We start from the raw sequence: 10,883 nt of genomic DNA, 5'->3' as shown, positions 1-10,883 counted from the left end.
GCACCGGCCGGTGCATTCCTTAGGCAGGGCATCCCCCGAACCGGACGATCTTCCTTCGAGATCAGGACTGATTCCCGCACAGAACGGCACCGGCATGGACATCGCTGAGCGCGCGCAAGCACTTGCATTGAAGATCTGCAAGCACAAGGAAGGCATCGAAACCGAAGAGGCGACCAAGAACGCCTTCGTGATGCCGTTCATCAGCACCGTCCTGGGTTACGACGTGTTCAACCCGGCCGAGGTCATCCCCGAGTTCACCGCCGATGTCGGGACCAAGCGAGGCGAGAAGACCGACTACGCGATCGTGCACAACGGTCAGGTGCAGGTCCTCGTCGAGGCCAAGAAGATCAATGACCCACTCCGGATCGAGCACGCTTCACAGCTGTTCCGCTACTTCGCCGTCACGAACGCTCGCATCGCCGTGCTGACGAACGGGCAGGTGTACGAGTTCTACACCGATCTCGACGCGCCGAACCGGATGGACGCCAAGCCGTTCCTCGTGCTGGATTTCGCTGACATCGACGACACCCTGCTGCCCGAATTGGCCAAGCTCACCAAGGAGTCCTTCGACCTCGACTCCGTCATCAGGGCCGCGGGCGAACTGAGTGCATCGGGCAGCTGAAGCGCATCCTCGCAGCACAGTTCAAGGAACCCGAGGACCTTTGGTGGCCAAAGCGGCCCGCCAGTTCCTCAACGAACAGGTCAACGACCGCCTGAAGAACGCCCTCGGCGGACCCGACTCCTATGTGAGCGTGTCGAGCGGCAGCGTCGTCCAGCCGGAGCAGTCGGAGCCGGCGCCGAGCGCCGAGGGCGGGTCGGCAGAGGAAACCGAGCGAGTCGTCACGACGGAGGAAGAACTCGAGGACTATCGGATCGTCCGCGCCATCGTCTGCGGTGAGGTACCTGCCGCGCGGGTCGCCGCTCGAGACACCAAGACCTACTTCGGTGTGCTTCTGGACGACAACAACCGCAAACCGATCGCGCGGCTCTGGTTCAACCGGTCGAAGAAGTACCTCGGCGTGTTCGACGAGAACAAGGTCGAGACCCGTCTGCCGATCAGTACGGTCGAGGACATCTACCGGCACGCGGACCACTTGAGGAACACGGTGGCGAGGTACCTCACCACCGCACGTCCGCAGGCCGCGACTCCGGAAACGGTTTCCCCGGCTCATCCCGTGGTGACCGCGGATCCGGTTCAGTCGACCAGCGCCTGGTAGACCAGCTGCCGCAACTGGGAGCGCAGGCGGTACGTGCTCGACGGCAGCAGTTGTGTGTAGAAGCCCACCGTCAGGTCCTCGTCCGGGTCCACCCAGAATGCCGTCGAAGCCGCGCCTCCCCAGGCGAACTCTCCTGGGGAGGACAGGGTGCGGGCCTTTACCGGGTCCTCCAGTACCGAAAATCCCAGACCGAAGCCGTGGCCGTCGAAGGGCATCTCCGCGAACAGGGGGCGGCCGAAGGCCTCCAGGTCCACTCGGCCCGGCAGGTGGTTGCTCGCCATCAACGCCACCGTGCGCGGGGACAGCAACCGGACGCCGTCCAGGGCGCCGCCGCGGAGGAGCATTTCCGTGAAACGCCAGTAGTCCGGTGCCGAAGACACCAATCCGCCGCCGCCGGAGAGGCAGTCCGGGCGGGCTGTGCCGATGCGGCCGAATGCGTCGTTGCGGACCGCTCGTCCCGATGCCGGGTCGCGGACGTACATCGCCGCCAACCGGGAAGGGGACGATGCCACGAACCCCGTGTCCGTCATGCCCAGCGGTGCGAAGATCCGCGTCTCGAAGAACTCGTCCAGCGGCAGGCCCGACACCACCTCGACGAGGCGGCCGAGCACGTCCGTCGCCACCGAGTAGTTCCACTCCGTGCCCGGCTGGAAGACCAACGGCAGCGCGGCCCACCGCGACGAACACGCTGCCAGGTCGAGGCCCGGCGGCGTGCCCCACTCGAAGCCCGCCGCCCGGTAGATCGCGTCCACGGGGTGGCCGTGGTGGAAGCCGTACGTCAGACCTGCCGTGTGCGTCAGCAGGTGCCACACGCGGATCGGCGAAGTGGCCGGCTCGGTCAACGGTGCCAGGGCCGACCCCTTGACGTACACCCGTGGCGAAGCGAACTCCGGCAACCAGCGCGAGATCGGGTCGTCGAGCTCCAGCAGGCCCTCTTCGGCCAGCATCATCGCCGCGACGGAGGTGATCGGCTTGCTCATCGAGAAGATGCGCCAGAGCGTGTCGGCCTCCACCGGCGATGAAGCTTCGACGTCCCGGGCGCCGCCGCGGCCGAGGTGGACGATGCGGCCGTGCCTGCTCACCACCGCGAGCCAGCCCGGCAACCGTCCATCCTCGACATACCGGTCGAAATGCGCATCGATCCGGGAAAGCCGCGCCGCGTCGAAGCCGACCTCGGCCGGGTCGACGTCCACCTCGAAATCCGCCATGCGGCGAGGCTACTTCTCCCGCGCCCGCTCGGCCGCCTTCTCCTCGCGCCACGCTTCGTCGTTCTTGCCTTCGCGCCAGTAACCCGAGATCGACAGCAGCTCGCGCCGCACCCCGCGCTCGTCGAGCAGGAACCGCCGCAGCTCGCGCACGAACCCCGCCTCGCCGTGGACGAACGCCTGGACGACGCCCTCGCGCCACGGCAGCTCGCGCACCGCGGCCGCGACGTCGCCACCCGACGCCCGGTGCAGCCACGTGATCTGCGCGTCCGCCTTCGTGACCAGCGGCTGCTCCTCGTCCTCGTTCTCGACCAGGATCACCGCGTGGGCCGGGACGCCGGCGGGCAGCGCTTCGAGCGACGACGCGATGGCCGGCAACGCGCTTTCGTCCCCGGCCAGCAGGTGCCAATCCGCCTCCGCACCGGGCGCGTACGCGCCGCCCGGGCCCAGCACCAGCAGCTCGTCACCCGGCTGGGCCGAGGCCGCCCACGGACCCGCGATGCCCTCGTCACCGTGGTGGACGAAGTCGAGGACGAGCTCGCCGGCCTGCGGGTCGAACGCGCGGACCGTGTAGGAACGCTGCCGCGGCCAGTGCTCGCGCGGCAGCGTCGCCCGGCACTCCTGGACGTCGAACGGCTCCGGGTACTCGACGCCGGGCACCTTGAACAGCACCTTCACGTAGGCGTCGGTGAACTCGTTCGGCGTGAACTGCGCGATCCCCTCACCGCCCGCGACGATCCGGATCATGTGCGGGGTCAGCCGCTCGGTCCGCAGCACCCGCAACCGCGCCGCGGGACGCCCGGACCGCCGGGGTGCTTCAGCCATCGGCCACTCCAACCATCAGTAAGGCTTACCTAACTCAGCCTACGCGCCGATATCGGTACGCGGCTACTCAGGTGTACCCGGATCTCGCGCGGTCACCGGCCGAAGTTCGAACGGCGGTGGCCACCCGATGCGGATGGAGGTGGACCGGGAGCGCGGGTGCGTCGCGGCGCAGGGTGACCGGCGGTACCGCGTCACGGCCCATCCCGGCGGAGGCGCGTCGAGCACCGGGTGGCCATGGAGGCGGCGAGGCACCGGTTGTCGCCGAGCTCCGGAAGGAGGTGACCGCGCGGCCCGACGCTTCCGCAAGCGTTTTCACCCGCGCGGATCCGAAACCCGCGTGTTCTGGAACGCCGTGATCAGCCACTCCCCCTCCTCCCGGACGAGCACGAAGGACACGGTCGACTCACGCCCTTCGTCGGCGACCTCCGCACCGGCCAGCGACGAGCCACCACCCACGACGGCCACGGCGACGTCCGGCCGGACGAACCGCACCTTCGCCGCCCCGCCGATCGCCCCGGTGAGCTTCGACCCCCGCAACGGCCCCTCGAACAGCGCCCGGTGCGAGCTCTCGATCGCCTCCCGGCCCGGGAAGTTCATCCCGAAGAACGTCACGTAATCCGCATCCTCGGTGAAGAGCCGCCCGTACGCGGCGGCATCACCGGCGTTCCACGCGTCGGCCAGCCGGCCGAGCACATCGCGAACCTCGGAAACAGCAGTCATCACAACCCCCTCGAACAGCGTTCGTCTTACGAACACCGTTCTACTCTCGAACGCCGTTCGCGTCAAGTACAGTGTTCGGGTGACCGTTCCCCCGCCGCCGTGGCGCAGCGCTCCCCGCCGCCGCGCCGCGAAACCCGTGCTCTCCCAGGCCTCGATCGTCCGAGCGGCCTTGATCGTCCTGGACGAAGAAGGGTTCGACGCGGTCACCATGCGGCGGATCGCCCAGGAACTGGAGACCGGGCCCGCGTCGCTCTACGCGCACGTCTCGAACAAGGACGAACTGGCGGAGCTGATGCTCGACGCCGCGCTCGCCGACGTGGTGATCCCCGAGCCGGACCCGGCACGCTGGGACGAGCAGGTCAAGGACCTCGTCCGCGACCAGATCCAGGTGATGGCCGCGCACCGCGGCCTCGCGCGCATCGCGTGGGACATCGCCGTGCCGGTCACGCCCCACTCGCTGAAGCAGGGCGAGGCGATGCTCGCCCTGCTTCGCGCCGGAGGGCTGACGCTCAAGCAGGCGACCTTCGCCGGCGACGCGCTTTCCCTCTACGCCAAGGCGTACGCCTACGAAGCGAGCAGCTGGACGTGGGGCGAGATCGACCAGGCCGAAGCCGGCGAACGCGGCAAGCAGATGGTGGCGTACATGCAGTCACTGCCCGCGGAGTCGTTCCCGAACATGCTGCAGGTCGGCGAGTTCTTCTCCGCGGAAACGGCGAAGGAACGCCTCGAGTTCGCGCTCGAGGCGTACCTCGCCGGGCTGAAAGTCCTGGCGAAGAACTAGGGCCGCAGCACGATCTTGCCGCGCGTGTGCCGCCGCTCCAGTTCGCGGAAAGCGTCCCGGACGTCCTCCAGCGGGTACACCCGGGCGATCGGCAGCGACAGCAACCCCTTCTCCAGCAGCAGAGCCAGCTCGCGCAGCACGTCCGCCGACGCGCCCGCCGCGTTGCCGTCGGTCTTGACGTTGTACTTCTCGGCCGCGGCCCAGTCGATGATCGTGTCGATCCGTCCCGGGTGGATGCCCAGGTGCAGCGCCAGTTCCACGTACCCGGAGCCGAACGTGTCGACGAACGCGTGCACGCCGGAAGGCGCGGCTTCGCGGATCCGCTCCAGCACGCCCTCCCCGTAGGCGACCGGGATGACGCCGAGCCCGCGCAACCACTCGTGGTTCGCCTCGCCGGCCAGGCCGATCACCGTGGCCCCGGCCAGCTTCGCGAGCTGGACGGCCAGCGAGCCGACCCCGCCCGCGGCGCCCGAGACCACGACCGTGTCGCCCTCCTTCGGGCAAACCGCGGCCACCGCGGCGTACGCGGTCGTCCCGGCGACGAACAGCGAACCGGCGACCTCCCACGGCACGCTGTCCGGACGCGGCGTGAGGTTCGCGGCCTCCGCCACGACGAACTCCGCGTGACTCGATCGCGTGTCGACGAACCCGATCACCTCGTCGCCGACGGCGATGTCCGAGACGCCTTCACCGCGCGAAGCGACAACCCCCGCGAAGTCGCTGCCCTGACCGGACGGGAAGGTCGCCGGGAAACGCGAGTGCAGCAAGCCCTGCCGGATGGCGGCCTCGCCCGGGTTGATCCCGGCGGCCCGCACCTCGACGAGTACCTGCCCCGGTCCCGGGACCGGCCGGGGGACGTCCTCGACCCGCAGGACCTCCACGTCGCCGTACTCGTCGAACCTGATCGCGCGCGCCATGGGGCCTCCTCGAAGTCGTTGCTGAATACAAGCAACGACACGGTCCCGGGTTTTAATCCCTACCCGGCGAGGCGGCGGACCACCCCGTCGGCCAGGAGCCGGCCGCGGTCGGTGAGCACCGCGCGGCCGCGGGAGTCCAAAGCGGACGGATCGAGCAGGCCCTCGGCCGCGGCCGCGCGCGCCTCGGCCAGGCCCGGCTCGTCGAGCACGTCGAGCGGCAATCCTTCGGCGACGCGCAGTTCGAGCATGATCCGCTCGAGGTGCTGGTCGTCGTCGGTGAGCACCTCGCGCCCGGCCGCGGGCGAGGCCCCTTCGGCGAGCAGCGCGGCGTACCGGGCCGGGTGCTTGACGTTCCACCAGCGCACGCCGCCGACGTGGCTGTGCGCGCCCGGACCGGCGCCCCACCAGTCGTCACCCCGCCAGTAGCCGAGGTTGTGGCGGCAGCGGGCCGCGTCGGACGCCGCCCAGTTCGACACCTCGTACCAGCGCAGTCCCGCCGAGGACAGCATGGCGTCGATCATTTCGTAGTCCGCGGCCAGCACGTCGTCGTCCGGCGCGGGCAGCTCGCCGCGGCGGACGCGACGGGCCAGCGCCGTGCCCTCCTCGACGATCAGCGCGTACGCCGAGACGTGGTCGACGCCGGCGGCCAGCACGGCGTCGAGCGTCGCGCGCAGGTCGTCGGCGCGCTCCCCCGGCGTGCCGTAGATCACGTCGAGGTTCACGTGGTCGAACCCGGCCGCCCGCGCTTCGGCGGCGGCCTTGCCCGGACGGCCCGGGGTGTGCACGCGGTCGAGGATCTTCAGCACGTGCGGCGCGGCCGACTGCATGCCCAGCGACACCCGCGTGTAGCCGGCTTCGCGGATCCCGGCGAAGAACTCCGGCGACGTCGACTCCGGGTTCGACTCCGTCGTCACCTCGGCGCCGGGCGCCAGCCCGAAGACGTCGCGGACGGCGTCGAGCACCGACCGCAGCCCGTCCGCGCCCAGCAGCGACGGCGTGCCGCCGCCGACGAACACGGTGTCGGCGGCGGGCGGCACGACGAGCACGCGCGCGGCGAGTTCCAGCTCGCGCCGCAGCCCTTCGAGCCAGGACTGCGGCGACGAGCCGGAGTCGAGCTCCCCCGCGGTGTAGGTGTTGAAGTCGCAGTACCCGCAGCGCGTGGCGCAGAACGGGACGTGCACGTACACCCCGAACGCTCTGCCGCCCAGCCCTTTCAGCGCGGTTTCCGGCAGCGCCGGATCGATCGGCGTGGCGGGGTCGGGACGCAGCTGGGGCACGCTCGAATTGTCCACCCCGTCACGCCGGGTCGCCTCAAGGGGCCGATCGGGTTAACACCTGTTACGAGGCCGGGAGGTTGGCCGCCGCCCAGTCCGGGTCGACCGGGATCATCTCGATCACGTCGAGCAGCACGCCGTTCGGGTCGGCGACGTAGAAGTGCCGCTGCCCGTAGACCTCGTCGACGACCGGAGTCACGAGCTCGATCCCCGCTTCTTCCAGCCGTTTCGCCTCGGCGCGAGCGTCTTCGACGACGAGCCCGAACATCAGCCCGGCCGTCTCCCGCGCCCGGTAGGCCGGGGGCACCGACTCGTGCCCGCGCTGCACGAAGCTGATCTCGTAGCCCGGCGCGCCGGCGTTGACGCTGGCGAACCAGTCGAGCTCGACGGTGACCGGCAGGCCGACGACGTCCGCGTAGAAGCGGGTGGTCGCCGCGACGTCGTCGACCAGGTAACCCGCCCCGAAACCCTTGACCTGCATCCCCAGTTCCTCTCTTCAAACCACTGCTGTTGAAGTACTTTACATGTAGTGGTTTAGACGCGCAAGAGGACCCCTCGCGGCGGTTGACACGATTTCCGCAGGTGAGTGACCCTTCTCCCACCATGCGGGCAGGCCTGGACCACATTGTGGACGCGTGGCACGCTGACGCCGTGACTCATGCCGGTGTTCTCCTCGTGGCCCGCCGCCACGTCGACCTCGTGCGGGTCGCCAGCGCCCTCTGCGTACCCGTTCGCTGACTGCCGTCGCCACCACCTGCCACGAATTCTGGACAGCCGGCGCCGGAGGAAACCCGCGAGCCGGTGGTCCTCCGCCGCCACGAAAGCCTCTCGGAGGACGCCGCCATGGCCACGCCCCAAACCCCAGCCCGCCCCGCGCGCGCCAAGCAGAAGCGCGGCGAAGGGCAGTGGGCGCTCGGTTACCGGGAGCCGCTGAACCCGAACGAGCGGTCCAAGAAGGACGACCACCCGCTCAACGTGCGGGCGCGCATCGAGAACATCTACGCCCACCGCGGGTTCGACGCGATCGACCCGGGCGACCTGCGCGGCCGGTTCCGCTGGTTCGGCCTCTACACCCAGCGCAAGCCCGGGATCGACGGCGGCCGCACCGCGACGCTGGAGCCCGAAGAGCTCGACGACCGCTACTTCATGCTGCGCGTCCGGATCGACGGTGGCGCGCTGACCACCGGGCAGCTCACCGTGCTCGGCGAGATCTCCCAGCAGTACGCGCGGGACACCGCCGACATCACCGACCGGCAGAACATCCAGTACCACTGGATCCGGATCGAAGACGTGCCGACGATCTGGGCCAAGCTCGAGAACGCCGGCATGACCACGATGGAGGCCTGCGGCGACAGCCCGCGCGTCATCCTCGGCTCGCCGGTCGCGGGCATCGCCGCGGCCGAGGTGATCGACGGCACCCCGGCGATCGACGAGATCAAGCGCCGCTACATCGGCAAGCCGGAGTTCGCCAACCTGCCGCGCAAGTTCAAGACCGCGATCTCCGGCCAGCCCGACGTCGCCCACGAGATCCACGACGTGGCCTTCGTCGGCGTCGACCACCCGGAGCACGGGCCCGGCTTCGACGTCTGGGTCGGCGGCGGCCTGTCCACCAACCCGATGCTCGGGCAGCGCCTCGGCGCCTGGATCCCCCTGGACGAGGTCCCGGACGTCTGGGAAGGCGTCATCTCGATCTTCCGCGACTACGGCTACCGGCGGCTGCGCTCGCGCGCCCGGATCAAGTTCCTGGTCAAGGACTGGGGCGCGGCGAAGTTCCGGCAGGTGCTGCAGGACGAGTACCTCAAGCGCGAGCTGATCGACGGCCCGCCGCCGGCCGACCCGGCCGTCCCGATCGACCACGTCGGCGTGCACCCCCAGGTCGACGGCAAGTTCTACGTCGGGGCGGCGCCGATCGCCGGGCGGTCCAGCGGCGGCACGCTCGTCGCCGTCGCCAAGGCCGCCGAGCGGGCCGGTTCGGGTCGGGTGCGGCTCACCCCGCAGCAGAAGCTCGTCGTGCTCGACGTCCCCGAGGCCCAGGTCGCCACCCTCGCCGCCGAGCTGGCCGAGCTGGGGCTGGAGACGAAGCCGTCGCCGTGGCGGCGCGGCGTGATGGCCTGCACCGGGCTGGAGTTCTGCAAGCTCGCCATCGTCGAGACGAAGGCCCGCGCGCAGCAGCTCGTCGCGGACCTCGAAAAGTCCCTCGCCGACATCCAGGACGGCCTCGAGACGCCGGTGACCGTGCACCTCAACGGCTGCCCCAACTCCTGTGCCCGGATCCAGACCGCGGACATCGGCCTCAAGGGCCAGATCGTCACCGACGCCGACGGCAACCAGGTCGAAGGCTTCCAGGTGCACCTCGGCGGCGGCCTCGGCCTCGACGCCGGGTTCGGCCGGAAGCTGCGCGGGCACAAGGTGACTTCGGGCGAGCTGACCGGGTACGTCGAGCGCGTCGTGCGCAACTACGTCACCGGACGCGAACCGGGCGAGCGGTTCCCGCAGTGGGCCGCCCGCGCCGAGGAAAGCGCCCTCCAGTGACTTCCGACGAGCGTGCGGCACCGTACTACTGCCCCTATTGCGGCGACGAGGACCTCCGGCCGGAAGAGAACGGCGGCTGGCTGTGTTCCAGCTGTCGCCGGGTTTTCTCGGTCAAGTTCCTCGGCCTGTCCCTTCCGGAGGTTTCCCGATGACCGCCACCGCCGACTACAAGACCCTCGCCGAGCGCGCTTCGCGGGAACTCGCCGACGCGACCGCGGACGAAGCGATCCGCTGGACCGTCGAGACGTTCGGCGACGACTTCATCGTGGCGTCCAACATGCAGGACGCCGTGCTGATCGACCTCGCCACCAAGGTGAAGTCCGATGTGGACGTCCTGTTCCTGGAGACCGGGTACCACTTCCCGGAGACGATCGGCACGCGCGACGCCGTCCAGGCGGTCTACCCGGGCGTGAAGATCGTGAACGCCCAGGCCGAGCAGAGCGTCGCCGAGCAGGACGCGGAGTACGGCGAGAAGCTGCACGACCGCGACGCGACGCTGTGCTGCAACCTGCGCAAGGTCGTGCCACTGCGCAAGACGCTGGCGAACTACTCGGCGTGGGTCACCGGCGTCCGCCGCGTGGACGCCCCGACCCGCGCGAACACCCCGATCGTCACCTGGGACGACCGCAACGGCCTGGTCAAGGTCAACCCGATCGCGGCGTGGACCGACGACGAGTTCAACGGCTACATCCGCGAGCACGGCATCCTCGAAAACCCGCTGGTGTCGATCGGCTACCTCTCGATCGGCTGCGCGCCCTGCACGGCTCGCGTCGAGCCGGGCCAGGACCCGCGCAGCGGCCGGTGGGCGGGGCAGAGCAAGACCGAGTGCGGACTGCACGGCTGAGGAAGGGACGCATGACGACCTTGGAGCCCGCCACCGATGCGGCACAGGACAACCTCGCGGCTTTGGAGTCCGAGGCCATCCACATCTTCCGGGAGGTGGCCGGCGAGTTCGACCGCCCGGTGATCCTCTTCTCCGGCGGCAAGGACTCGACGCTGCTGCTGCACCTGGCGATCAAGGCGTTCTGGCCGGCGCCGGTGCCGTTCCCGCTGCTGCACGTGGACACCGGGCACAACTTCGACGAGGTGATCGAGTTCCGCGACCGGGTCGTCGAACGGCACGGCCTGCGCCTGGTCGTGGCGAAGGTGCAGGACTGGATCGACGACGGTCGCCTCGAAGAGCGCGCGGACGGGATGCGCAACCCGCTGCAGACCACGCCGCTGCTCGACACGATCGCCGAGAACAAGTTCGACGCCGTCTTCGGCGGCGGCCGCCGGGACGAGGAACGTGCCCGGGCGAAGGAGCGGATCTTCAGCCTCCGCAACGCCTTCGGCCAGTGGGAACCGCGGCGGCAGCGGCCCGAGCTGTGGAACCTCTACAACGGCCGGCACCGCCCGGGCGAGCAGGTCCG

The 10,883-nt window shown here is 69.9% G+C and carries 14 protein-coding genes; 8 read left to right on the top strand and 6 right to left on the bottom strand.

Going from position 1 to position 10,883, the window contains the following annotated elements:
• Window positions 1-622: type I restriction endonuclease (locus tag CCN39_RS52020; protein WP_244211101.1), on the top strand; the 622-nt coding region annotated here is incomplete at its 5' end.
• 43 nt (window positions 623-665) lie between these two features.
• Window positions 666-1,217, top strand: a complete 552-nt coding sequence (locus CCN39_RS52015) for a hypothetical protein (protein ID WP_244211100.1) — start codon at window positions 666-668, stop codon at window positions 1,215-1,217.
• Here the strand turns inward: CCN39_RS52015 and CCN39_RS32630 are convergent.
• The 3 genes from CCN39_RS32630 to CCN39_RS32620 all read right to left on the bottom strand — a co-directional run bounded on the left by CCN39_RS32630 (window position 1,196) and on the right by CCN39_RS32620 (window position 3,967).
• Window positions 1,196-2,425 (bottom strand): serine hydrolase domain-containing protein, encoded by a 1,230-nt coding sequence (locus CCN39_RS32630; RefSeq protein WP_086848558.1) that lies wholly within the window; start codon window positions 2,423-2,425, stop codon window positions 1,196-1,198. The genes CCN39_RS52015 and CCN39_RS32630 overlap by 22 nt on opposite strands.
• Before the next feature lie 9 nt (window positions 2,426-2,434).
• A complete protein-coding gene (locus CCN39_RS32625; protein ID WP_208630485.1) occupies window positions 2,435-3,247 on the bottom strand; it encodes a siderophore-interacting protein in 813 nt (270 codons plus the stop codon).
• Between the two features lie 312 nt (window positions 3,248-3,559).
• On the bottom strand, window positions 3,560-3,967 hold the full coding sequence (locus CCN39_RS32620) for an SgcJ/EcaC family oxidoreductase (RefSeq protein ID WP_434781137.1): 408 nt from the start codon (window positions 3,965-3,967) through the stop codon (window positions 3,560-3,562).
• A gap of 136 nt (window positions 3,968-4,103) precedes the next feature.
• On the opposite strand from CCN39_RS32620, the gene CCN39_RS32615 reads away from it, so the two are divergent.
• Window positions 4,104-4,748: a TetR/AcrR family transcriptional regulator gene (locus tag CCN39_RS32615; protein ID WP_434781138.1), complete on the top strand. Its 645-nt coding sequence runs from the start codon at window positions 4,104-4,106 to the stop codon at window positions 4,746-4,748.
• Here CCN39_RS32615 and CCN39_RS32610 read toward each other — a convergent pair.
• The 3 genes from CCN39_RS32610 to CCN39_RS32600 are packed head-to-tail and all read right to left on the bottom strand — an operon-like array spanning window position 4,745 to window position 7,420.
• Window positions 4,745-5,665: an NADP-dependent oxidoreductase gene (locus tag CCN39_RS32610; protein ID WP_086848552.1), complete on the bottom strand. Its 921-nt coding sequence runs from the start codon at window positions 5,663-5,665 to the stop codon at window positions 4,745-4,747. The two genes, CCN39_RS32615 and CCN39_RS32610, sit on opposite strands and share 4 nt — an antisense overlap.
• Before the next feature lie 59 nt (window positions 5,666-5,724).
• The gene (hemW, locus tag CCN39_RS32605; RefSeq protein ID WP_086848550.1) at window positions 5,725-6,957 is read right to left on the bottom strand and encodes a radical SAM family heme chaperone HemW; all 1,233 of its coding nucleotides are present in this window, start codon (window positions 6,955-6,957) and stop codon (window positions 5,725-5,727) included.
• Window positions 6,958-7,003: 46 nt separating this feature from the next.
• Window positions 7,004-7,420, bottom strand: a complete 417-nt coding sequence (locus CCN39_RS32600; protein ID WP_086848548.1) for a VOC family protein — start codon at window positions 7,418-7,420, stop codon at window positions 7,004-7,006.
• 122 nt (window positions 7,421-7,542) lie between these two features.
• Between CCN39_RS32600 and CCN39_RS52955 the strand changes: the two genes are divergently transcribed.
• The 5 genes from CCN39_RS52955 to cysD form a co-directional block, all read left to right on the top strand.
• Window positions 7,543-7,677: a putative leader peptide gene (locus tag CCN39_RS52955; RefSeq protein WP_353526875.1), complete on the top strand. Its 135-nt coding sequence runs from the start codon at window positions 7,543-7,545 to the stop codon at window positions 7,675-7,677.
• A gap of 105 nt (window positions 7,678-7,782) precedes the next feature.
• Window positions 7,783-9,471 carry a nitrite/sulfite reductase gene (locus CCN39_RS32595; RefSeq protein ID WP_086848559.1) on the top strand — a complete coding sequence of 563 codons (1,689 nt, stop codon included), beginning with the start codon at window positions 7,783-7,785 and terminating at the stop codon, window positions 9,469-9,471.
• The gene (locus CCN39_RS52010; protein ID WP_086848546.1) at window positions 9,468-9,623 is read left to right on the top strand and encodes an eL43 family ribosomal protein; all 156 of its coding nucleotides are present in this window, start codon (window positions 9,468-9,470) and stop codon (window positions 9,621-9,623) included. The genes CCN39_RS32595 and CCN39_RS52010 overlap by 4 nt, the downstream gene beginning before the upstream one ends.
• Window positions 9,620-10,315: a phosphoadenylyl-sulfate reductase gene (locus CCN39_RS32585; protein ID WP_086848544.1), complete on the top strand. Its 696-nt coding sequence runs from the start codon at window positions 9,620-9,622 to the stop codon at window positions 10,313-10,315. The genes CCN39_RS52010 and CCN39_RS32585 overlap by 4 nt, the downstream gene beginning before the upstream one ends.
• 11 nt (window positions 10,316-10,326) lie before the next feature.
• On the top strand, window positions 10,327-10,883 hold a 557-nt coding region (gene cysD / locus CCN39_RS32580), incomplete at its 3' end, for a sulfate adenylyltransferase subunit CysD (protein ID WP_143264236.1).

Source organism: Amycolatopsis kentuckyensis (assembly GCF_002155975.1).
Lineage (GTDB): Bacteria > Actinomycetota > Actinomycetes > Mycobacteriales > Pseudonocardiaceae > Amycolatopsis > Amycolatopsis kentuckyensis.
This window is presented reverse-complemented; position numbering and strand designations above follow the sequence as displayed.

Bases quoted from the DNA above. Each gene is read 5' to 3' on its own strand.
- CCN39_RS32600 (WP_086848548.1), bottom strand. From the start codon at position 7,420: ATGCAGGTCAAGGGTTTCGGGGCGGGTTACCTGGTCGACGACGTCGCG.
- CCN39_RS52955 (WP_353526875.1), top strand. From the start codon at position 7,543: ATGCGGGCAGGCCTGGACCACATTGTGGACGCGTGGCACGCTGACGCC.
- CCN39_RS32585 (WP_086848544.1), top strand. From the start codon at position 9,620: ATGACCGCCACCGCCGACTACAAGACCCTCGCCGAGCGCGCTTCGCGG.
- CCN39_RS32610 (WP_086848552.1), bottom strand. From the start codon at position 5,665: ATGGCGCGCGCGATCAGGTTCGACGAGTACGGCGACGTGGAGGTCCTG.
- CCN39_RS32625 (WP_208630485.1), bottom strand. From the start codon at position 3,247: ATGGCTGAAGCACCCCGGCGGTCCGGGCGTCCCGCGGCGCGGTTGCGG.
- CCN39_RS32620 (WP_434781137.1), bottom strand. From the start codon at position 3,967: ATGACTGCTGTTTCCGAGGTTCGCGATGTGCTCGGCCGGCTGGCCGAC.
- CCN39_RS32595 (WP_086848559.1), top strand. From the start codon at position 7,783: ATGGCCACGCCCCAAACCCCAGCCCGCCCCGCGCGCGCCAAGCAGAAG.
- CCN39_RS32630 (WP_086848558.1), bottom strand. From the start codon at position 2,425: ATGGCGGATTTCGAGGTGGACGTCGACCCGGCCGAGGTCGGCTTCGAC.